This is a genomic window from Streptomyces sp. NBC_00096, from assembly GCF_045041305.1.
Classification (GTDB): Bacteria; Actinomycetota; Actinomycetes; order Streptomycetales; family Streptomycetaceae; genus Streptomyces.
On sequence record NZ_CP108221.1, the window covers coordinates 7,011,169 to 7,032,718 of the forward strand.

General features: G+C 72.3%; 22 protein-coding genes. 14 read left to right on the forward strand and 8 right to left on the reverse strand.

The genetic code is table 11. From position 1 onward, the window contains the following. Positions 1-133: 133 nt before the first annotated feature. On the reverse strand, positions 134-829 hold the full coding sequence (locus OG904_RS31310; RefSeq protein WP_328296805.1) for a TetR/AcrR family transcriptional regulator: 696 nt from the start codon (positions 827-829) through the stop codon (positions 134-136). A 129-nt stretch (positions 830-958) separates the two neighbouring features. On the opposite strand from OG904_RS31310, the gene OG904_RS31315 reads away from it, so the two are divergent. From OG904_RS31315 to OG904_RS31360, 10 genes are all read left to right on the forward strand, one after another. Beyond that, positions 959-2,653 carry an amidohydrolase gene (locus OG904_RS31315; RefSeq protein WP_405496765.1) on the forward strand — a complete coding sequence of 565 codons (1,695 nt, stop codon included), beginning with the start codon at positions 959-961 and terminating at the stop codon, positions 2,651-2,653. A 147-nt stretch (positions 2,654-2,800) separates the two neighbouring features. Next, on the forward strand, positions 2,801-4,477 hold the full coding sequence (locus OG904_RS31320; protein ID WP_405496767.1) for an ABC transporter substrate-binding protein: 1,677 nt from the start codon (positions 2,801-2,803) through the stop codon (positions 4,475-4,477). Then, positions 4,474-5,442, forward strand: coding sequence for an ABC transporter permease (locus OG904_RS31325; RefSeq protein WP_405496769.1), 969 nt, complete (start codon positions 4,474-4,476; stop codon positions 5,440-5,442). Before OG904_RS31320 ends, OG904_RS31325 begins: the two co-directional genes overlap by 4 nt. Then, entirely contained in the window at positions 5,439-6,371 is a 933-nt protein-coding gene (locus OG904_RS31330) for an ABC transporter permease (protein WP_405496771.1), read from the forward strand. Before OG904_RS31325 ends, OG904_RS31330 begins: the two co-directional genes overlap by 4 nt. Further along, positions 6,371-7,345 carry an ABC transporter ATP-binding protein gene (locus tag OG904_RS31335; RefSeq protein WP_405496773.1) on the forward strand — a complete coding sequence of 325 codons (975 nt, stop codon included), beginning with the start codon at positions 6,371-6,373 and terminating at the stop codon, positions 7,343-7,345. Before OG904_RS31330 ends, OG904_RS31335 begins: the two co-directional genes overlap by 1 nt. Continuing rightward, entirely contained in the window at positions 7,342-8,178 is an 837-nt protein-coding gene (locus OG904_RS31340) for an ABC transporter ATP-binding protein (RefSeq protein WP_405496775.1), read from the forward strand. Before OG904_RS31335 ends, OG904_RS31340 begins: the two co-directional genes overlap by 4 nt. A gap of 187 nt (positions 8,179-8,365) precedes the next feature. Next, positions 8,366-9,214: an ABC transporter substrate-binding protein gene (locus OG904_RS31345; RefSeq protein ID WP_405496777.1), complete on the forward strand. Its 849-nt coding sequence runs from the start codon at positions 8,366-8,368 to the stop codon at positions 9,212-9,214. Beyond that, the gene (locus OG904_RS31350) at positions 9,211-10,011 is read left to right on the forward strand and encodes an amino acid ABC transporter permease (protein WP_405496779.1); all 801 of its coding nucleotides are present in this window, start codon (positions 9,211-9,213) and stop codon (positions 10,009-10,011) included. Before OG904_RS31345 ends, OG904_RS31350 begins: the two co-directional genes overlap by 4 nt. Before the next feature lie 7 nt (positions 10,012-10,018). Next, positions 10,019-10,852: an amino acid ABC transporter ATP-binding protein gene (locus OG904_RS31355; protein ID WP_405496781.1), complete on the forward strand. Its 834-nt coding sequence runs from the start codon at positions 10,019-10,021 to the stop codon at positions 10,850-10,852. Between the two features lie 193 nt (positions 10,853-11,045). Further along, the gene (locus OG904_RS31360) at positions 11,046-12,173 is read left to right on the forward strand and encodes a mechanosensitive ion channel family protein (protein WP_405496783.1); all 1,128 of its coding nucleotides are present in this window, start codon (positions 11,046-11,048) and stop codon (positions 12,171-12,173) included. Positions 12,174-12,217: 44 nt separating this feature from the next. Here OG904_RS31360 and OG904_RS31365 read toward each other — a convergent pair whose 3' ends face one another. Beyond that, a complete protein-coding gene (locus tag OG904_RS31365) occupies positions 12,218-13,408 on the reverse strand; it encodes a low temperature requirement protein A (protein WP_405496785.1) in 1,191 nt (396 codons plus the stop codon). 211 nt (positions 13,409-13,619) lie between these two features. Between OG904_RS31365 and OG904_RS31370 the strand changes: the two genes are divergently transcribed. After that, the gene (locus OG904_RS31370; protein ID WP_405496787.1) at positions 13,620-13,871 is read left to right on the forward strand and encodes an EF-hand domain-containing protein; all 252 of its coding nucleotides are present in this window, start codon (positions 13,620-13,622) and stop codon (positions 13,869-13,871) included. 44 nt (positions 13,872-13,915) lie between these two features. On the opposite strand, the gene OG904_RS31375 is transcribed toward OG904_RS31370, so the two are convergent. The 5 genes from OG904_RS31375 to OG904_RS31395 all read right to left on the reverse strand — a co-directional run bounded on the left by OG904_RS31375 (position 13,916) and on the right by OG904_RS31395 (position 18,776). Continuing rightward, positions 13,916-15,154 (reverse strand): cytochrome P450, encoded by a 1,239-nt coding sequence (locus OG904_RS31375; protein WP_405496789.1) that lies wholly within the window; start codon positions 15,152-15,154, stop codon positions 13,916-13,918. 25 nt (positions 15,155-15,179) lie between these two features. Continuing rightward, positions 15,180-16,574, reverse strand: a complete 1,395-nt coding sequence (locus OG904_RS31380) for an NAD(P)/FAD-dependent oxidoreductase (RefSeq protein WP_405496791.1) — start codon at positions 16,572-16,574, stop codon at positions 15,180-15,182. Further along, positions 16,567-16,806 (reverse strand): ferredoxin, encoded by a 240-nt coding sequence (locus tag OG904_RS31385; RefSeq protein ID WP_405498363.1) that lies wholly within the window; start codon positions 16,804-16,806, stop codon positions 16,567-16,569. The genes OG904_RS31380 and OG904_RS31385 overlap by 8 nt, the downstream gene beginning before the upstream one ends. Positions 16,807-16,918: 112 nt before the next feature. Beyond that, positions 16,919-17,563: a hypothetical protein gene (locus tag OG904_RS31390; RefSeq protein ID WP_405496793.1), complete on the reverse strand. Its 645-nt coding sequence runs from the start codon at positions 17,561-17,563 to the stop codon at positions 16,919-16,921. Positions 17,564-17,675: 112 nt separating this feature from the next. Then, on the reverse strand, positions 17,676-18,776 hold the full coding sequence (locus OG904_RS31395) for a polyprenyl synthetase family protein (protein WP_405496795.1): 1,101 nt from the start codon (positions 18,774-18,776) through the stop codon (positions 17,676-17,678). A 77-nt stretch (positions 18,777-18,853) separates the two neighbouring features. Here OG904_RS31395 and OG904_RS31400 point away from each other — a divergent pair, with 77 nt between their 5' ends. Genes OG904_RS31400 through OG904_RS31410 form a run of 3 tightly spaced genes read left to right on the forward strand, consistent with a single transcriptional unit; the run spans position 18,854 to position 20,516 of the window. Next, the gene (locus tag OG904_RS31400; protein WP_405496797.1) at positions 18,854-19,321 is read left to right on the forward strand and encodes a hypothetical protein; all 468 of its coding nucleotides are present in this window, start codon (positions 18,854-18,856) and stop codon (positions 19,319-19,321) included. Between the two features lie 53 nt (positions 19,322-19,374). Next, complete coding sequence (locus OG904_RS31405; protein WP_405498365.1) at positions 19,375-19,548, forward strand: helix-turn-helix transcriptional regulator; 174 nt, start codon at positions 19,375-19,377, stop codon at positions 19,546-19,548. Beyond that, positions 19,545-20,516 carry an NAD(P)-dependent alcohol dehydrogenase gene (locus tag OG904_RS31410; protein WP_405496799.1) on the forward strand — a complete coding sequence of 324 codons (972 nt, stop codon included), beginning with the start codon at positions 19,545-19,547 and terminating at the stop codon, positions 20,514-20,516. The genes OG904_RS31405 and OG904_RS31410 overlap by 4 nt, the downstream gene beginning before the upstream one ends. Before the next feature lie 37 nt (positions 20,517-20,553). Here OG904_RS31410 and OG904_RS31415 read toward each other — a convergent pair whose 3' ends face one another. Next, entirely contained in the window at positions 20,554-21,540 is a 987-nt protein-coding gene (locus tag OG904_RS31415) for a VanW family protein (protein ID WP_405496801.1), read from the reverse strand. Between the last annotated feature and the right edge of the window lie 10 nt (positions 21,541-21,550).

Below are 21,550 nucleotides of genomic sequence, written 5' to 3' on the forward strand. Positions count from 1 at the left end.
GCGGAGACGGCACGGACTCGGGCTGAGGGGGAGTGAACCGGTGGCGCAACGCCGTTGTCAACGGTGTTGCGCCACTTTGTGCGAGCGGAGGTACGGCAGGGGGTGCGGCCGGGGTGTGGTCGGAGGAGACGGCCTAGGCTCCGCGCAGGGTCCGGACCCGGGTCTCGATCGCGGTGATCAGGGCCTCGACCCTGGCCTCGAAGATCTGCTCGTCCGTCACCTCGGCCAACTGGCCGCTCAGCCGGGTGATGTGGGGGAAACCCCCGGGGTCCACCAGGCGGTACTCGCGGTTCCAGGAGGACTCGTCGGCGGCCCGGACGTCCGGGTCGAACAGCAGGTAGGCGGCGCGCTGGCCGACGTAGGCGAGGAGGGAGTCGCCGACCATCCGGTAGTGGACGGCCGCCTCGGCCCCTTCGAGGCCGGCCTCCGTCACCGCGCCGAGGATCAGCTCGACGACGCGGAACTCGTTGGGCCTGCGGGTGGTCCGGCTGGCCATGGTCGAGCCGACCACCGGGTACCTGAGCGCGACTTCGAGGGAGCCGTCGGCGAGTGCCCGCAGCCGGTCCTTCCAGTCGAGCCCCTCGGGGATGCGGTCGAGCACCTCACCGAGGGTGCGGTCGGCGACGGACAGCAGCAGCTCGTCCTTGTCGCGGAAGTGCCGGTAGATCGCGGTCGGGTCGGCGCCGAGCTCCTCGCCGAGACGCCGGACGGTGAAGGCGTCCTCGCTGCCGCGAGCCGCGATGCGCAGGCTCGCTTCGATGATCGCGTCGGGTGTGAGCTGGCTGCCCGCGCGCTTGGTCCGGGCGGGTGTGTCGGATGACTTCGGCATGGTGGGGCCAGTGTATCGATTTGGAACAGACGCAGCGCAACACCGTTGACAACATTGTTGCGCTCCCGTTCACTCCTCCTCAACGAACAAGCCGTGCGGGTCTGACCCGCCGAGCCGGAGGATGCGTCGATGGGCAACACCAGGCAGCCGGTCAAGCAGCGGGCCGACACCGTCTTCGTAGGAGGACGGGTCTTCACCGGGACCTCGCCCACCCCGATCGACGCCGCCGTGGCCGTCGGCGGCGGCCGGATCCTCGCCGTCGCCGACGCGGCCACCGTGCGCTCCCTCGCAGACGCCGGCACGGAGGTCGTCGACCTCGCCGGCGGGCTGCTGATCCCGGGATTCCAGGACGCCCACGTCCACCCCGCTGTGGCCGGCGTACAGATGCTCGGCTGCGACCTGAGCGACGAGCGCACCATCGAGGGCTACCTCGCGGTGGTCGCCGCGTTCGCCGGGGCCCACCCGGACGCGCCCTGGATCCGCGGCGGCGGCTGGTCGATGGACGTCTTCCCCGGAGGCACCCCGACCCGCGCCATGCTCGACGCGGTGGTCCCGGACCGGCCCGTACTGCTCACCAACCGGGACGGCCACGGAGCCTGGGTCAACACCCGCGCCCTCCAGGTCGCCGGCGTGGACGCCACCACCCCCGACCCGGCCGACGGCCGGATCGAGCGCGAGGGCGACGGAAGCCCGGCCGGCACCCTCCAGGAGGGGGCCGTGGAGCTCGTGGCGCAGCACGTGCCCATCGCGACGCCGGACGAGGCCCTCGCCGGCCTGCTCGCCGCACAGGAGCACCTGTTCTCCCTCGGCGTGACCAGCTGGCAGGACGCCATGATCGGCGCCTTCCCCGGCAACCCCGACAACTACGGCGTCTACCTGCGCGCCGCCCGCGAGGGCTCCCTGCGCGCCCGCGTCGTCGGCGCCCTGTGGTGGGACCGCGAACGGGGCCTGGAGCAGATACCCGAGCTGGAGGAGCGGCGCGGCAACGGACAGGTCGGCCGCTTCAACGCCACCAGCGTGAAGATCATGCAGGACGGCATCGCCGAGAACTTCACGGCCGGCATGCTGGAGCCCTACCTCGACGGCTGCGGCTGCGCCACCGGCAACTCCGGGCTCAGCTTCATCGATCCGAAGGTGCTCACCGAAGCGGTGTCCCGGCTCGACGGCTCGGGCTTCCAGATCCACTTCCACGCACTGGGGGACCGGGCCGTGCGCGAGGTGCTCGACGCCCTCGCCGAGGCCCGCGCGGCCAACGGCGCCAACGACAACCGCCACCACCTCGCCCACCTCCAGGTGGTCCACCCCGACGACATCGGGCGTTTCGCGGAGCTGGGCGCGGCCGCCAACATCCAGGCGCTGTGGGCCGCACACGAACCGCAGATGGACGAGCTCACGATCCCCTTCCTCGGACCGGAACGGGCCCGCCTCCAGTACCCGTTCGGGGACCTCCAGCGCGCCGGAGCCCGTCTCGTCGCGGGCAGCGACTGGTCGGTGAGCAGCCCCAACCCGCTGTGGGGCATCCACGTGGCCGTCAACCGGTCCGTACCCGACGAGGCCCCCAACTCGCCCGGGACGTTCGAACCGATGGCCCCCTTCTTCCCGGAGCAGGCCCTGACCCTCTCCCAGGCGCTCACCGCCTACACCGCCGGCAGCGCGTGGGTGAACCACCTGGACGAGGTCACGGGCACCGTCGAGGAGGGCAAGTGCGCGGACCTCGTCGTCCTCGACCGGGATCCCTTCGCCCACCCCCCGATGGAGATCGCCGACACCCGCGTGCTCCGCACGTACATCGACGGCGAACTGGTCTTCGCCGCCACCGACTGAGCCACGACGACCGGACAGTCACCGGCCGGACAGTCACCGACCGAACGGCCACCGACCGAACGGCCACCGAGCGAACAGTCACCGGCCGGGCCGCCACCGGCCGAGCGTCACCCACCCCACCGAGCTCATCCCTCAGGGAGCCAGACGATGTCATCAGCCCGATCGGGATCCCCGCTGCACCGCGGCAGCCGCAGCCGCATCCGCCACACCGCGGCGGCGGCCCTCGCCGCGGCCGCCGTACTCGTCGCGAGCGCGTGCAGCGGCACCGCACAGCCGGCCAAGGACCAGGCCGCCGCCTACAAGCTCACGGACAGGACGCCCGCGGCCGTCGGCGGCGTGGACTCCTTCACCTGGTCCCTCTACGCCGAACCGACCACCATCGACTACGCCTACTCCTTCGACTTCCCGCCCAACCAGATCCTCTCCAACGTCTGCGAGAGCCTGCTGCGCTGGAACCCCGACCTGACGACCTCGCCGGCCCTCGCGGCCTCGTACGCGAACCCCACGCCCACCACCTGGGTCTACCAGATCCGTCCCGGCGTGAAGTTCCACGACGGGACGGCGCTCACCGCCGAGGACGTCGTCGCCTCGCTGCGCCGCAACCTCGACCCCGAGACGGCCAGCGTCTGGGCGAACCAGTACAAGAACGTGAAGTCCGTCGACAAGACCGGACCGATGGAGGTCACGGTCACCCTGACCAAGCCGGACTCCACCTTCAACAAGTACCTGGCCGCCAGCCCCGGCACCGTGGAGTCCGCCGCCACCCTCGCCAAGTCCGGCAAGGACTACGGCAATCCGCAGACCGGCGTGAACTGTACCGGCCCGTTCTCCTTCGGGTCCTGGACCTCCGGCCAGTCGCTCACGCTCAAGCGGTTCGACGGCTACTGGAACCAGGAACTGAAGGCCAAGTCCGGCCAGGTGAAGTTCGTCTTCCTCGCCGACTCCACCACCCGCGTCAACGCCTTCCAGAGCGGCGAGGTCGACGGCGGCTGGATGGTCCCCCCGAACGCCTACGCCCAACTGGGCTCCACCGGGGCCGGAAAGCTCTACTTCGGCCGCAACACCACCGTCGCCGACGAGGTGGTCAGCAACCTCAAGGGCCCCCTCGGCGACCCCCGCGTCCGCCAGGCCCTGCTCATGGCCATCGACCGCAAGGGCATCGTCAAGGCCGGGGCGGGCGGGGTCGGCGAGGTCTCCGACTCGCTCACCACCGACACCCTGTGGGCAGAAGCGCCGCCCGCGACCCGCGGGGCGCTCCTGAAGGACCTGCCGAAGTACCCGTACGACCCGATCAGGGCCAAGGCGCTCGCCGCCCAGGCCGGGGTCAACGGCCAGAAGATCGTGATCGCGACCAGCCCGCTGGACTCCCAGACCACGATCATCACCCAGGCCGTCGCCCAGGCCGCCACGGCCATCGGCCTGAAGCCGCAGATCGACTCCGTCTCCGCCGAGAAGTACACGACCCTGTTCACCGACCCGGCCGCCCGCGAGGGCATCGACCTCTTCCTCACCTTCTGGTACACCTCCATCACCGACCCGCTGGACATGTTCGCCTCGCTGGAGACCGGCGCGTTCAGCAACTACGGCAACTGGTCCGACCCGGCCTTCGACGCGGCCGTCGACCGGGCCGTCGGCGCCTACGACCCCGCCGAGCACGCGGCCGCCAACGCCGAGGCGCAGAAGATCGCCACGCGCGAACTGCCCTGGCTGCCCCTGTACACCCAGCCCGTCAGCGTCTTCCTCGGCAAGAGGATCACCGGCGTGCAGCCCTCCATCGCCTACCTCTACTACCCGTGGGCGGCCGAGATCGGAGCCAAGGGATGACGGCCGCCCTCGCCCGGGCCGGCCGGGTGCTGCGCCGCCTGGCCGGCATGGCGGCGACGCTGCTGGTCACCTCCTTCCTCGTCTTCTCCTCCCTGTTCCTCGCCCCCGGCGACCCGGCCGCCTTCCTCACCAAGGGGCGCAGCCCCAGCCCCGAGCAGCTCGCCGAGATCCGCCGCCAGTACGGCTTCGACGAGCCGTTCCTGGTCCGCTACTGGAACTGGCTCGAAGGCGTCCTGCACGGCGACTTCGGCCGCTCCTACCTCTTCCACCAGGACGTCAGCTCGGTCATCTGGTCGCGCCTGCCCTCGTCCATGCTGCTGATCGGGATGTCCGGCCTGATGATCGCGGTGTTCGGGATCGGCTCCGGCATCATCGGCGCGCTGCGCCGGGGCAGCCGTACCGACCGTTCCCTGATGCTCCTGGTGACGGTGGGCGCTGCCGCGCCCGCCTTCGTCGCCGCCCTGCTGCTGCGGTCGGTGTTCGGGGTGCAACTGGGCTGGTTCCCGACCATCGGGAACGGCGCCGGGGTCCTGGACCGGCTGCACCACGTGATCCTGCCCGCGGCGGCCCTGTCCGTGACCTTCACGGCCCTGGTGACCCGGGTGACCCGCTCGGCCATGCTCGACGAGCTGCGCCGCGAACACGTGGAGGTCGCGCTGAGCCGCGGGACACCGCGCCGCACCGTCATCCGGCGCCACGTCCTGCGCAACGCGCTCGGACCGATCGTCACCGTCTCCGCGCTCCTGGTCTCCGGAATGCTGGTCAGCACCGCGATCGTGGAGACCGCCTTCGGGATGTCCGGAGTGGGCTCCCTGCTGGTGCAGTGCGTGGACCAGCTGGACTTCCAGGTCGTCCAGGCCGTCGTGCTCCTGGTGGTGGCCGCGTTCGTCGTCGTCAACGCCCTCGTGGACCTCGTCCACCCGCTGATCGATCCGCGCATGGCGGCGGCGGGGAGCGCCCGGTGAACACCCTTCCCGAAACGGGCACCACGGCCCGCACCCCCGAGACGCCCACCCCCCGGACGCCCAACCCCGACTCCCGTACCCCGCGCACCCGGCGCGACCCGCTCGCCCGGCTGCGGCGCTCCGGCGGCAGCCTGCTCCAGCGGACCTGCCTGCTGCTCCTGGCCCTGTTCGTGCTGGTCGCGCTGCTGGGACCCTGGATCGCCCCGCAGGACCCGACCTTCGGCCACCTCGGCGACACCCTCCTGGGACCGGGTGCCGGCCACTGGCTGGGCACCGACCAGGGCGGCCACGACACCCTCTCGGCGCTCCTCGTCGGCACCCGGACCAGCCTGGCCGGACCGCTCGCCGTCGTCGTGTTCTCCACCCTCCTCGGCGTCGCCGTCGGCCTGTTCACCGCCTGGCGCGGCGGCTGGATCGACACCGCCACCGGCCGGGTGCTCGACGTACTGTTCGCCTTCCCCGCACTGCTCCTCGCGATCCTCGCGGTGGCCCTGTTCGGCAAGGGGATGACGGCGCCCGTGCTCGCCATGGCGATCGCCTACATGCCGTACACGGCCCGCCTCGTCCGGGGCCTGGCGGTACAGGAGAAGTCCCGGCCCTACATCGCCGCCTACCAGGTGCAGGGCCACTCGGCCCTCCACGTCACCGTCCGGCGGCTGCTGCCCAACATCGCGCCGACGCTGCTCGCCCAGTCGACGGTCAACTTCGGCTACGCACTGCTCGACCTGGCAGCCCTCTCCTTCCTCGGGCTCGGCGTGCAGCCGCCCACCCCCGACTGGGGCGCCATGATCAACCAGGGGCAGGCCGCCGTCCTGCAGGGACAGCCGCTGTCGGCGATCGCGCCGGCCGTGGCGGTCGTCCTGGTCGTCGTCGCCTTCAACGTCGTCGGGGAAGACCTCGGCGACCGGCTCGCGGGGAGGGACTCCTGATGACACTGCTCGCTTACGAAGACCTGCGCGTGACCCTCCCCGCGATGGCCCGCCCCGTCCTCGACGGGGTCGGCCTCACCGTGGCCGCCGGGGAGGTGGTCGCCCTCGTCGGCGAATCCGGCTCGGGGAAGTCCGTCACCGCCCGCGCCGCCCTCGGCCTCTTCCCCCAGGGCGCCGAGATCGGCGGCCGGGTCAGCGTGGACGGCACCGACCTGGTCGGCGCCGGACCCGCGAGCCTGCGCGAAGTCCGCACGAACAAGGCGGCGATGATCTACCAGGACCCGCGGGCCGCCATCAACCCGGTCCGCCGGGTGGGGGACTTCCTCACCGAACCGCTGCGCCTGGTCCACGGCTGGTCCAGGGCGCGGGCCGAGGTACGGGCCGCCGAACTGCTCGAGGCCGTCGGCCTGCCCGATCCCGCCCGCCACCTGAACCAGTTCCCGCACGAGCTCTCCGGCGGAATGCTCCAGCGCGTCGTGATCGCCGCGGCCCTCACCGCCGAACCCCGGCTGCTGCTCTGCGACGAACCGACCACCGCCCTCGACGTGAGCACCCAGGCCGAGATCCTGGCCATCCTGGGCCGGCTGCAGCGCGAACGCGGCCTCGGACTCCTCCTCATCACCCACGACATCGAGCTCGCCGCCTCCGTCAGCGACCGGATCTACGTCATGTACGCGGGCCGGATCGTCGAGACGGCGCCCGTGGCGGAACTGTTCGCCTCCCCCCGGCACCCCTACACCGCGGGACTGCTGGGATCCTCCCCGCCGCTCGCCGGCCCCCTCGCCCGCCTCACCCCCATCCCCGGCGCCCCGATGGGGCTGCTGGAATCCGAGCCCGGGTGCGCCTTCGCACCCCGCTGCAGGTTCGCCGAACCCGGCCGCTGCGACCAGTCCCCGCCGGAACTGCAACGGCACGGTCCGGCCGAGGTCGCCTGCCACCGCGTCGCCGAACTCACCTTCAAGGAGGGCAGTTGAACACCGAGCCCAGCGCCCCGGAGCTCCTCCGGGTGAGCGGCCTGCGCAAGACGTACCGGACCGGCGGGACGGAGGTCGTCGCCGTCGACGAGCTGTCGTTCTCCCTGCGCACGGGCGGGGCGCTCGGCATCGTGGGGGAGTCCGGTTCGGGGAAGACCACCACGGCCCGGATGCTGATCGGCCTCGAACGGCCCGACGCGGGAGAGATCCTCGTACAGGGCGAGCCGCTGGCCGCCTCCGTACGGGGCAGGGCCGCCCGGCTGGCCCGCGCCAAGGCCGTCCAGATCGTCTTCCAGGACCCCTACCTCTCCCTGGACGCCCGGATCCCGGTCGGCGCGACCGTCGACGGGGTGCTCCGGCTGCACGGCATGTCCGACCGTACGGCCCGGGCCGCACGGGTACGGGAACTGCTGGCCCAGGTCGGCCTCGGCGACCGGGAGGCGGCCGCGCTGCCCCGCCGGCTCTCGGGCGGGCAGCGCCAGCGCGCCGCGATCGCCCGGGCGCTGGCCGTCGAACCGGCCGTCCTGGTGCTCGACGAGGCGGTCTCCGCCCTGGACGTGTCCGTGCAGGCGCAGGTGCTCAACCTGCTCTCCGACATCCGGCGCGACACCGGCATCGGCCTGGTCTTCGTCAGCCACGACCTGGCCGTCGTCCGCTACGTCTGCGACGAGGCGCTCGTCATGTACCGCGGCCGCACGATCGAGCACCGCCCCGTCGGCGAGCTCCTCACCGACCCCCACCACCCCTACACACGGCTGCTGCTGGCATCCGTGCCCCGCCCGGGCTGGGACCCCGACTCGATCAGCCGCCGGCGCCGCGAGCTGGTGCTGTGACCCGCTGACGACGACGGGGGCCACCGCCGGGCAGCCGAACGATCATGGCCGGATCCACCCGGTCGGCCCCGGCGTCCCCGGAACCCGTCGCGGAAGATCCCTCGGCGGGCGCCGCCCGTGCCTTACGATCTCGGCGGACGGTCCCGTCCCGTGATCGCCGCTCGACCCGCACTCGTGGAGGTCAACCGTGTTCCGGACGGCCAGAGGAACCCGCACGCGCCGCAGCAGCCTCCGAATCCGCGTCGGTGCCGCGGCCGCGGCGGCGGGCGCGTTCCTCGTCGCGGGATGCTCCTCGGGCGGCGACGGCCCGGGCGAGGCGGCCGGCGGAGTGCCCGTCGTGGAGAAGGGCAAACTGACCACCTGCACCCACCTGCCCTATCCGCCGTTCCAGTTCGAGAAGGACGGCAAGGTCGTCGGTTTCGACGTGGCCCTGGTCGACCTGGTGGCGAGCCGGCTCAAGGTCGAGCAGAAGGTCCTCGACACCCCCTTCGAGAACTTCAAGACCGGCGCCTTCCTGAACTCCGGCGAGTGCGACCTCGCGGCCGCCGGCATGACGATCACCGACGAGCGCAAGAAGAACGTCGACTTCTCCGTCCCCTACTTCGACGCCACCCAGGCGCTGCTCGCCACCAAGAAGAGCGGCGTCACCTCGCTCGCCGACCTCAAGGCGAAGTCGAAGAAGCTGGGCGCGCAGGCCGAGACCACCGGCGAGAGCTACGCCAAGGCCCAGGGCTTCGACCCCGTCGCCTTCGAGAGCTCGGACGCGGTCCTCAACGGACTGCGCACCGGCCAGGTGGACGCGGTCGTCATCGACTACCCGGTGGTCCAGGGCTGGCTCAAGGACCCCAGGAACGCCGCCGAGTTCACCCTCGGACAGAACATCCAGACCGGCGAGCAGTACGGCTTCTCGGTGAAGAAGGGCAACGCCGCCCTGCTGGCCGCGATCGACAAGGCGATCACCGACGCCAAGGCCGACGGCACCTACAAGAAGCTCTACGAGCAGTGGATCGGCCCGCTGCCCCAGGCCGCCCCGTGACCTCACGGCTGACCCGGCGCCAGCGCCGCCGGGTCTTCCAGGGTCTCCAGTACGCGCTCTTCGTCGCCGTGCTGGTACTGATCGGCGTCTCCGCGGACTGGGGGAGGCTGCAGAACCAGTTCGCCCAGAAGGACCTGGAGCTGCGGCTCTTCCCGGAGATCATCACCACGGCCCTGCGCAACACGGTGGTCTACACGACGTCCGGGTTCCTCCTCGGCCTGGTCCTCGGCCTGATCATCGCCATGATGAGACTGTCCTCGGTGGCCCCGTACCGGTGGGTCGCGAGCGTCTACATCGAACTGTTCCGGGGACTCCCGGCCCTGCTGATCTTCATCTTCGTGGGCGTGGCGGTGCCCCTGGCGTTCCCCGGCACGGAGATCCCCGGAGGCACGTACGGCAAGGTCGCGATCGGCCTCGGGCTCGTGGCCGCCGCGTATATGGCGGAAACGATTCGCGCCGGCATCCAGGCGGTGCCCAAGGGACAGATGGAGGCGGCCCGCTCGCTGGGCTTCTCGCACGCCAGGGCCATGGTCTCGGTCATCATCCCGCAGGCCTTCCGCATCGTCATCCCGCCGCTCACCAACGAACTGGTCCTGCTCTTCAAGGACTCCTCGCTCGTCCTGTTCCTCGGCGTGACCCTGCAGGAGCGCGAGCTGACGAAGTTCGGGCGCGACCTGGCCAGCCAGACCGCCAACTCCACCCCGATCCTGGTCGCGGGCCTGTGCTACCTCCTGGTGACCGTGCCGCTGAGCTTCGTGGTGCGCCGCCTGGAGGCCCGCGCGGACAAGGCCGTGTGAGGAAGACATGCCACAGGAGACGCAAGCGGTGGACACGACCGCCCCGGACGGCCCCGAGATCGAGATCCGCGGACTGCACAAGTCCTTCGGCGCCAACCACGTCCTGCGCGGCATCGACCTCGAGATCGCCCGCGGCGAGGTGGTCTGCGTCATCGGACCCTCCGGCTCGGGCAAATCGACGCTGCTGCGCTGCGTGAACCTGCTCGAAGAGCCCAGCGGGGGCCGGGTCTTCGTCGGCGGCACGGAGGTCACCGACCCCGACGTCGACATCGACGCCGTGCGCCGCCGCATCGGGATGGTCTTCCAGCAGTTCAACCTCTTCCCGCACGTGAACGTGACCGAGAACCTCACCCTGCCCCAGCGCCGAGTCCTGGGCCGGGGCAGGGCCGAGGCCGAGGCCGTGGCCCGGGAGAACCTCGCCCGCGTCGGGCTCTCGGACAAGTCCGGTGCCTACCCCGCACAGTTGTCGGGCGGCCAGCAGCAGCGGGTGGCGGTCGCCAGGGCCCTGTCCATGGGGCCGGAGGTGATGCTCTTCGACGAGCCGACCTCGGCGCTGGACCCCGAACTCGTCGGCGAGGTCCTGGCGGTGATGCGGGTACTGGCGGGCGAGGGCATGACGATGATGGTCGTCACCCACGAGATGAGCTTCGCCCGCGAGGTCGCGGACCGGGTCGTGTTCATGGACGGCGGAGTGATCGTCGAACAGGGCCCGGCGGCCCAGGTGGTCGGGGATCCCCGCGAGGAGCGGACCAGAAGCTTCCTCAACCGGATCCTGGACCCGGCGGCGGCCGAGGCGCCCGAGGGCCGGGAGACGGGCCCGGGCCCGGGCGGGGACGCCTGATCACGTCGGGCCCACCTGCGGCGCCGCGCGGCCGATGGGGCAGGATGGCAGCTCGTTCCGGATGCCCCCGCATGCGCGAACGCGGCCCCACGCACGACGAACTGACAGGTGACAAGGTGACCACACCCCTCATACGGCGGCCGGCAGGGCCCGCCTCCACTTCCCCGGTCCGGCGCGGGGCGGAGGGCGTCCGTTGAACCGGGACCTCGTCCTGCACGACTGGCTGGTCGCCGGCATCGCGCTGGCCGCGGGCGGGCTCGCCGGGCTGCTCCTGCGCGCTCTCGTACGGTGGCTGGCCAAGCACGCCCTCCGGACCCGGTGGAGCGGCGACGACATCATCGTCGACGCGCTGCGCACCCTGGCACCGGCGGCGGCCGTCATCGCGGGCGCCGCCGTGGCCGCCTCGACGCTGCCCCTCAGCCCGCGCGTCTCCGGCTGGGTGAACCACTCGCTGACCGCGCTGTTGATCCTCATGGCCACGATCGGCGCGGCCCGGGTCGTCGCCGGCCTCGTCCAGTCCGTGGCCCAGGCCCGGACGGGAGTGGCCGGATCGGCCACCATATTCGTCAACATCACCCGCGTCGTGGTGCTCGCGATGGGCCTGCTCGTCGCGCTCGAAACCGTGGGCGTGTCCATCGCACCCCTGCTCACCGCTCTCGGCGTCGGCGGTCTGGCGGTCGCCCTGGCATTGCAGGACACCCTCGCCAACCTCTTCGCGGGCGTGCACATCCTCGCCTCGAAGACGGTGCAGCCCGGTGACTACATCCGCCTGACGAGCGGCGAGGAGGGGTACGTCGTCGACATCAACTGGCGCAACACCGTGGTCCGCAACCTGTCGAACAACCTGGTGATCATCCCCAACGGGCGGCTCGCGCGCACGAACATGACCAACTTCACCCAGCCCGAGCAGCAGCTGTCGATCCTGGTCCAGGTCGGAGTGGGCTACGAGAGCGACCTGGAGCACGTCGAGCGGGTGACCCTCGAGGTGGTCGACGGGGTGATGGCCGACATCAACGGCGCGGTCCCCGACCACGAAGGAGCCGTCCGCTTCCACACCTTCGCGGACTCCAGGATCAACTTCACGGTGATCCTGGGCGTCGGCGAGTTCAGCGACCAGTACCGGATCAAGCACGAGTTCATCAAACGGCTGCACGGCCGCTTCCGGGCGGAGGGCATTTCCATTCCCGCCCCCACGCGGACGGTCGCGCTCCACCAGGAGGACTCCCGGTCCGTACCGCCCGCGGCGGCCCTGCCGGTCCCGCACCAGCGCGAGGCACCGGCCCCGGCAACGGCCCCGGCCATGGCGGACGGCGGGCGGTAGAGGGCGGGCGCCGGGCGGGCGCCGGGCGAGCCGGGAGGCGCCCCTCAGGAGGAGGTGTGCGCCGCCGTCGCGGTGCGGCGGCGCAGCAGCAGGCGGGCGTAGAGCAGGTGCCCGATCGCCTCGGCGGCGAGGAGCAGGACGACCAGCCACGGCGCGAGGTGCCCGCCGCCCCACAGGACGAGCAGCGGGACACCGATGCCGGGCACCGCCCAGACGGCGACCGAGACCGGGGAGCGGCGGTAGCGCAGGGCGATGCAGGCGTGGGCCGCGTGGTAGGCGGCCAGGCCGCCGGCCAGGGCCCAGAGCGCGCCCCCCGGGAGGTGGGCGTGGCCGGAATCCTCGGCCGCGGTGGCCAGCCCGCCCGCCATGGACAGCACGCTCGCCGTCACGAAGAAGTGCAGGAAGCCCCCGACGTCACGGGCGAGGAGGTAGGTCCCCCGGTCGTCGGCGGCGTCGAACATCAGCTCCGCGGAGGTCGCGCCGAAGTCGAAGTACGACCACCACAGCGCGGCGAGGAGGACGAAGCCGAGGACGCCGACGACCCCCGCCCGCAGGGTCCACGCGTGGTCGGCGGAGCTCACCAGGGCGATCACGGACTCCCCGAGCACGATGATGACGCACAGCCCCACCCGCTCCACCAGGTGCCCGGTGTCGAGCCGGTGCGGGACCCCGCCGCCGCGCGAGATCAGCAGCAGCACCATCTCACCGGCGATGAGCACGGCCCACATGACGTACCGCCAGGGCGCGGGCACCGCGGCGGACGCTGCCCACAGCAGACCGGAGGCCAGGCAGTAGCTCAGCGGCCGCCAGCGAGCGACCCGTCCGGGCCCGGTGACCCGGGTGGAGGGCCACCACAGCCCGAGCAGCACCAGCCGGCTGCCCGCGTAGCCGAGGGCGTACACCGCGCCGCGGTCCCCTGCGGCCCCGGGAACGGCGGCGGCCATCACGGCGAGGCACAGCATGGCGCAGAGCATGAGCAGCCGCCGCCGGGGACCGGTGTCCACGAAGAGGTTCGCCGAGACCATGATGTTGATCCACAGCCACCAGGGCGGGAAGTACAGCGCCAGGAACACCGCGAAGTCCCGGAGCCCGGGGTCGCCGTGGAGCTGGTGCGAGAGCTGGGCCGCGAGCGCCACGAAGACCAGGTCGAAGAAGAGCTCGAGCCAGTCGGCGTGCCGTCCGCCGTGCGGCTGCGCCCCGGCCAGGGGGGCCGCTCCCGCCTGAGGTGTTCCCATGGGTCCGCCCGGGTCCGTGCCGCGCGGAGCGGCCTGTTGTCCTGGTACGCGCATGAACAGTACGCGGCCCCGCCGCCCGCCCCTCCGGGGGCCCAGGGGGACACCGGAGGGGGGAGGCGAAACGGCGGACCATAGGCTGGCGGCCGGGCGGGACCTCCGCCCCGCCGCGCTCCCGCACGGCGTCGCCCAGCCCGACCGAAAGGCCTACGCCATGAGTGAGAAGGCCCGCAAGCTCTTCGACGCACTCGACCTGAACAGCGACGGCGTCCTGACGCGCGTCGAGGTGATCACGGCCCTGCGGAGCAAGGGCCCCACCCTCGCCGCCAACGGCGACCTGCCGTTCTGGGGCGTGAGCGACGTGGACACCTCCTCGGCCCTCTTCGACCGCGCCAACCTGGACGGCGACGGGGTACTGACCTTCGAGGAGTTCGAGCGCGAGGTCGACCGCCGCTTCGGCTGGTAGCCGGCCCGGGGGCCACGGTCAGGGGCTGCCGTCAGGGGTCGCCGTCAGGGGCGGATCCCGTCGCAGGCGATCCGCAGGTGCCGGGGCCCGCGCAGGACCGCGTTCTGCCGGTAGGGCGGCGGATCCTCCAGCAGCCGCGGGTTCTCCAGCCGCCGGGCCAGCTCGCTCAGCGCCAACTGGGCCTCCAGCCGGGCCAGCGGGGCGCCGAAGCAGCTGTGGATCCCGCTGCCCAGGCCCAGGTGCTGGACGTCCTTGCGGTGCGGGTCGAAGCGGTCCGGGTTCTCGAAGCGGTCCGGGTCCCGGTTGCCGGAGGCCAGGATCAGCCACATCGAGGAGCCCTTGGGGATGGTGATCCCGCGGACCTCGATGTCCACGAGCGGGGTGCGCTGCGGCAGCAGCTGCACCGGCGGCTCGAACCGCAGCAGTTCCTCCACCAGGGGCACGGCCAGCCCGGGCTCCCGGCGCAACTGCTGCAGCACGTCCGGGTTGCGCAGCAGGGTCAGCATCCCGTTGGTGATCAGGTTGACCGTGGTCTCGTGGCCGGCGATCAGCAGCAGGGCCGCCGTGCTGAGCAGCTCCATCGTGGACATGGACTCGTCCGGGCCGTGTCCCACGGCCAGCTGGGAGAGCATGTCGTCGCCGGGGTCCTTGCGCCGCTCCTCGATCAGCCCGGCCAGGTACATGCCCAACTCCATCCGGGAGTCGTGGGTCTTGCGCTGCCGTTCGGCGGGATCGGACTCCGGATCGGGGTCCAGGCTCGCGGCGAGGGTGTCGGCCCAGACGTGGAAGCGGGCCTCGTCCTCCCGCGGTACGCCCAGCAGCTGGCAGATCATCGTCACCGGGAACGGGTACGCGAACTGGTCGACCAGGTCGATCCCTTCGGTGTCCCCGAGGTTGTCGATGAGACCGGTGACGATGTCCTTCAGGCCGCCCCGCATCCCGTCGACGCGGCGCGGGGAGTGCGGTGGGCCGAAGGGCCGGTTGGTCATCCGGCGCAGCCGGTCGTGCTCCGGCGGGTCCAGCTTCAGGAAGCTCGGCGGCAGCGCCGTGGCCTCCTCGTCACCTCCCTCCGCCAGCGGGTCCCCGGCCGTCGCCGCCAGGTTGCGGGAGTCGGAGCTGAGCCGCGGATCGTGCAGCAGGCTCTGGATGTCGTAGTAGGTGCTGATGACGTACGGTCCGGTCCCGTCGTGGAAGACGGGGGTCTTGCGCAGCTCCTCGTACAGCGGGTACGGGTTCGCGCGGTTGGCGTAGTCCAGGATCTGGCTCAGGATGCCGTGGCTCATTGCGGGTCCTCCGGGGGCGTGCGGGTCAGTGCCCGGCGGGGGTGAAGGTGGCGATCCGGCGGTCGGCCGGCGAGTACCCGCTGAGGGTGATGGTCGGGCCGTGCGTGGGGACCGAGGGGTCCGGGAAGTCCGCCGGGATCGGCCGCTGCCCGTCGGCGCGGCGGTCCACCGTGGTGAACGGGGGCGGGAAGGGCGCGGTGCACTCGATCTGCCGCTCGTAGAACTGCAGCCAGCGCGCGTTGTCGAAGGTGACCGCCCCGATGATCCGGCCCTGGTAGCCGTAGACCGCGGTGAAGCGGCGCTCGGCGCGGGACCCCTGGGTGATCATGATCTCGCTGCCCATGGAGGGCACGCCCACGGATTTGATGTTCACGCCGAACTGGGAGGACCAGAACGCCGGCACCCACAGGTGCGGCCGGCGGTCGGTGCTCTCGCTCAGCATGTTGTGCGCGGCCGTCTCGGCCTGCGCCACGGCGTTGCCCCAGTGCTCCAGGGACAGGAACTGGTAGCCGAACAGGGCGTGCGGGGAGCGGGCCACGTCGCCCGCCACGTAGATGTCGTCGGTGACGATGCCGCGCAGGTCGAAGGCGCGGCAGCCCGCGTCGCAGGCGATGCCGCGCGGACCCGCCCCGAGCCCGGAGCCGGTCAGCCACTCCGTGTTGCGCTGGGCGCCGAGGGAGACGACCACGACGTCGCACTCCAGCGTGGTGCCGTCGGAGAGGTGCGCGGCGCGCACCCGGCCGCTGGAGTCCCCCTCCAGGCCGGTCACCATGATCCCGGTCCGCAGGTCCACGCCGTTCTCCCGGTGGAGTTCGGCGGCAACGGCCCCGATCACCCCGCCCAGGGCGCCGACCAGGGGGCCGTCGCCGCGTTCGGCGACGGTGACCTCCAGCCCGCGTTCCCGGCACGCCGAGGCGATCTCGGAGCCGGTGAACCCGGCGCCGATGACCAGCACCCGGCGCGGTCCGGCGGCCAGCGCACGGGCCAGGCCCGCCCCGTCCTCGCGGGTGCGCAGTGTGAAGACCCCGTGGAGCTCGCCCTCGGCCTCGTTCGGCCAGGGCCGGGCCCGTACCCCGGTGGCGATCAGCAGCCGGTCGTACGGGACCTCGTCGCCGTCGGCGAGCTTGACCGTACGGGCCGCCATGTCGAGCCCGGTGGCCGCCACGCCCAGCCGCCACTCGGCCTGGATGTCGCGCCGCCGGGGGAGCAGGGTGCGCTCGGCGTCGGCCCGGCCCAGCAGCACCCCCTTGGACAGCGGCGGGCGGTCGTACGGTTCGTGGGGTTCGTCGCCGATCAGGGTCAGCGAGCCGGCGAAGCCCTTCTCCCGCATGACCTCGGCGGCGCGCAGCCCGGCGAGCGAGGCACCGACGACCACGATCCGGCCGGTGTGCTTGAGCTGGTCCAGAGCGGAGTCAGCCATCGGAGGCCTCCCCTGAGGAGGCGGGGGCGGTGGCGGCCAGGTCCAGTTCGTCCACGAGGATCGCCTGCACGGGGCAGGCGGCGACGGCCTGGGCCACGCGCTCGCGCTGGTCCGCCTCGGCCTGCGGGTCGTAGAGCAGTCCCTCGTCCCCGTGCATCGCGAAGACGTCGGGGGCGAGGAAGGCGCACTGTGCGTATCCCTGGCACCGGTTGAGATCGACGACGAGCCTCAGCAAGGTGTGTCCTTTCGGTGCCCCCCTGGGCTTCCCGAATCAGCCTGCGCGCGGTGGCCGCGCGCAGCCCGTCCAGGTCCGCCATTGGGGTGACGCCGGGGCGCGGTTTCCGTCAGGGGCCGGGCCGCGGCCGACCCCGGCCGGTCCGCAGGACGTACAGGCTCAGGACCAGGGCCCAGGCCGGGAAGACCAGCTCGGACCAGGGCACGGAGGAGCCGACCACCAGCAGGACGAGGCCGGCGAGGTACCCGGCCACGGTCAGCGGGCGCGGGAAGATCCCGAGCCTGCGGCCGATCGTGGAGGTCGCGAAGGCGAACACGGCGGCCATCCGCATCCCGTACGTGGTGAGCAGCTCGTACGCGAAGTGGCGGCCGAACTCCTGGGGCTGGTCGGCGTCCAGTACCGTCCCGGCGGCCGCGGAGGCGCCGAACAGGCAGGCGACGAAGACCAGGCCGCTCCCGAGGAAGACGGTGGAGACGAACCGGTCCTCGGCCTCCCCGGCGTGCTCCCGCAGGGCGCCCATGAACCACAGGAAGGCGATGCCGGCGAAGGGGACGAGCTCCAGCGCCGTGGTCACCGCGTCGCGCTGCCCCGCGGTGACCTCGACCCGGTCCGCGCCGCCCCCTTCCGGCAGGGCGATCCGGGCGAGGACGATCGCCGCCGCCATGAGGGCGGCGAAGAGGATCCCCGCCAGCCCCGCCGCCCGGGGGGTGCTCAGAATCTGTCCCGGGGGCGTCCCCGGTGCTCCTGGTGTCATTCGTCCAGCAAGCCGGGGGCGCGGCCGTGGTGCCAGTGGGACCGCGCGCCCGGGTGACGGCCGGGCCGCCGGGAGCCGCGGGGTCCGGGGTCCCGCGGCTCCCGGGACGGGCTCAGCCGGCCCCGTGCGTACGGTCCAGCTGCCCGGCGCTCCACAGCGGCAGGATCCGGAAGAATTCCACCGCCTCCGCCCGCCAGTACGGGGCCCAGGAGGCGGCCTCGGCGGCCGCCGCCCCGGCGTACCGGCGGATCTCCGCGCGCAGCCACTGCTCGGCTCCGCTCTCGCGGGCGATCTCCCGGATCCGGGCGATGGTGTCGTCCGTGCACTCCGGATCGCCGAGGGTGGCCTCCACCAGGGCCGCGTCGGCCGCGCCCGCCCGGGCCAGGACCGCGTTGACGGCGTAGGTGCGGCGCCCGGAGCGGATGTCGGCCCCGGTGGACTTGCCCACCTCGGCGGACTCGCCGAACAGGTCCAGGAAGTCGTCGCGCATCTGCTCGCCGATCCCCACCAGGCGGGCGTACCGGTGCAGCCGCTCGCGATGGGGCGCGGGGTCCCCGCCCGCAGCGAGCAGGCCCATGGTCAGCGGCGCCAGGATGGAGTACCGCGCACTCTTGAAGTCGGTGACGGCGTGCAGGAACTCCTCGTCGGGAGTCCCGAGCGAGTCCCGCTCCAGATCCGCGATCTGCCCGGCCACCGTCTCGGCCGCCGTGCGTATCTGGACGGCGAGCAGTGCCTGGCGCAGCTCCGGGGGCGCGTCGGCCTCCAGCAGCACCTGCATCGACAGGAACGCGGCCAGGTCGCCGGCCAGTACGGCGAGACCGAGGGCGGCCGGGAGGTCCTCGGGCAGCTCCTCCCGGTAGGCGTAGTACGTGGAGGGCCCGCCGCGCCGCAGGGGCGCGTCGTCGATGATGTCGTCGTGGACGAGCCCGTGCGTCTGCAGCAGCTCCAGGCTCAGCCCGGCCTCCACCAGCCCCGCCGGCTCCTCGGTGCTCACCAGCCGGGCCGCCTCGTACAGCAGGACGACCCGCAGGCGCTTGCCGCCGCGCATCGACAGTTCCCGCAGCAGCTCCAGGGCGCGCGGTGCGAACCGGCTCGGCAGCGGGAGGTCGAGCCGGTCCCCGAGGGTGTCGAAGTACTGCGTGAAGCGGGCGTCGAACCGGCTCCGGTGTCCGGAGATCCGTTCCAGGGTGAGCGCGATGGCCGTGTCGTTCATGAAGATCAGTATGAAGGACCCGAAGGATCCAATGTAAGAAATCATTGACACGGGGTACGGATCTTTTTACATTCTCCATGTCAAAGTTGTTTTACATGGGAGCGGGTGCGGTCATGGCCTTCGAGGAGAAGCGCGCATGGATCATGGGGGTGGTCGCGGTCGCCGGGTACGCGGTCTACCTGGCCCTCGTACTGGGCCGGGCCGACGGCGGGGTTCCCCTCGTGGAAGCCCCGTACATCGCGCCGCTGCTCTGGACGGTCGGGGGTGCCATCGCGGTCTCGATCCTCCTGAACATCGCGGTGGCGGCGGCCGCGCCGGGCGAGGCCGACGCCAAGGACCAGCGGGACAAGGAGATCGGCCGCCTCGGCGAGCACGCCGGGCAGTCCTTCCTGGTCATCGGAGCGGTGACCGCGCTGATCCTGTCCATGGCCGGGGCGGACCGCTTCTGGATCTCCAATGCCATCTACCTGGGCTTCGTCCTCTCGGCGGTGCTCGCTTCCGTGGTGAAGCTCGCCGCCTACCGCTGGGGGTTCCAGTCGTGGTGAAGCCCACCGGCATCACGAACCGGATCAGGGTCCTGCGCTTCGAGCGCGGGGAGATGACCCAGGCGGAGCTCGCGGAGCGCGTCGGCGTGACCCGCCAGACCGTCATCGCCATCGAGAAGGGGCGCTACTCGCCCTCGCTGGAGACGGCCTTCAGGATCGCCCGGGTCTTCGCGGTACCGCTCGAACAGGTATTCCAGTACGCCGACGAGGAAGGGACGGCGCCGTGAAGGCGATCGTGCAGGACAGGTACGGCTCCAGTGACGTACTGGAGCTGAGGGACATCGGGACACCGAGCCCGGGCAGCGGCGAGGTGCTGATAGCCGTCCGGGGCGCCGCCGTGGACGCCGGGGTCTGGCACCTCATGAGCGGCAGGCCCTACCTGCTGCGGCTCATGGGCTACGGACTGCGCGCGCCCAAGGTCCCGGTGCGCGGACGGGAGGTCTCGGGCCGGGTGGAGGCGGTCGGCGAGGGGGTGAGCGCCTTCCGCGCGGGGGACGAGGTGTTCGGGATCTGCGAGGGCTCCTTCGCCGAGTACGCGACCGCCCGGCAGGACAAGCTCGCGCACAAGCCCGCCGGCCTGCCCCTGGAAGAGGCCGCGGCGCTCCCGATCTCCGGGCTCACCGCGCTCCAGGCCCTGCGCGACGCGGGGCGCGTGCGGCCCGGGCATCGGGTCCTGGTGATCGGAGCCGCGGGCGGGGTGGGCACCCTCGCGGTGCAGCTGGCCAAGGCCTTCGGGGCGCACGTCACCGGGGTGTGCAGCACGGCGAAGACGGAGCTGGTGCGCGGGCTCGGCGCGGACGAGGTCATCGACTACACCCGCGAGGAGTTCGCCGACGGCACGCGCCACTACGACCTAGTCCTGGACACCGCGGGCAACCGCTCCCTGTCCCACCTCAGGCGCGCACTGACCCCGCGCGGGACGCTCGTGATCATCGGCGGCGAGGGGGGCGGCCGCTGGCTGGGCGGCATGGAGCGGATCCTGCGCGCCGCGCTGCTGAACCCCTTCGTGCGCCACGGCCTCAAGGGGTTCATGGCCGTCGAGCTCCAGGCCGACCTGGAGGTCCTCGGGCGCTACGTCGAGGAGGGGGCCCTGTCCCCGGCGGTCCAGTACACCTGCCCGCTCGCCGGGGCCCCGGAGGCCATCGACCGCCAGCACCGGGGCGAGGCGCGCGGAAAGATCCTGATCACGCCCTGAGCGGGCCCGGGGACTGCCGGGGACTGCCGGGGGCCGCTCAGCCGGCCGGTGTCGTACCGGCCGTGGCGGACGCGGTGGGCGCCGGGGCCGCGGTCGGCGCCGCGGGGGCGGCCGGGGACCCGGGGGCGTCCGAGGTCGTGGGGCCGGGTGTGGCCGTGGGGGACTCCGGGACGCAGGTGACCTCGTCGCGCGGGGTGTAGTGCGTACGGAACGTCTCGCGGCGGACCTCGTGGCCGCCCCGGACGAAGACCCGGTCGACGGAGACGTCGAACCCTTCCAGCGGGGTCTGGGCCTCACATGTGGGGCCGGCGATGGTGCGCTGGGCGGGCGGCGTGATGTGGGTGCGCGGGCCCTTGGTCGCGTGTACCTCGTCGTACCGCTTCGTGCCGAGGAGGGTGACGGTCACCGAGGTGTCGGTGGACGCGGCCCTGATGGTGACGGGGTGTCCGGAGTCGTTCTGCCAGCGCAGGTCCAGGGTGCCCCAGGCGACGGTGGCCTCGCGGCCCTCGGGGTACCGCTCGATGTAGAACGAGTGGGCCCCGTGCTCCACCGGCTTCAGGCCCGCGAAGAACATGGCGTTGTACATGGTCGTGGCGACCGCCGAGACGCCGCCGCCGGGCGATTTCACGTAACGGCCGTCGTTGATCATGATGCCGTCGACGAAGCCGTTCTCCAGGGTCCGCTCGCCCACCGCCCCGTTGAAGCTCCAGATCTCGCCGGGCTGGACCACGGCGCCGTTGATCAGCTCCACGGCGCGCGCGATGTTGTGGGTGCGGTACGGCGCGGACGGGAAGGCGACGGTGAAGGAGGAGAGCGTCTTCTGCCCGACGGCGGCTCCGGCTCCGGCACCAGCTCCACTGCCGGCTGCGGAGGAGGTTCCGGAGCCGGCCGCGCGGTCGCCCGCGGGCCGGCCCTCGGCGGTCGCGGCACCTGCGCTGAACCCGCCGAGGCCGAGGACGACGGCCGTGCCCGCCGATATCAGGGCGATCCGCGTGGTGGCCGTACGGCCCTGGGCGCGTCGCATGTCTCTCCCT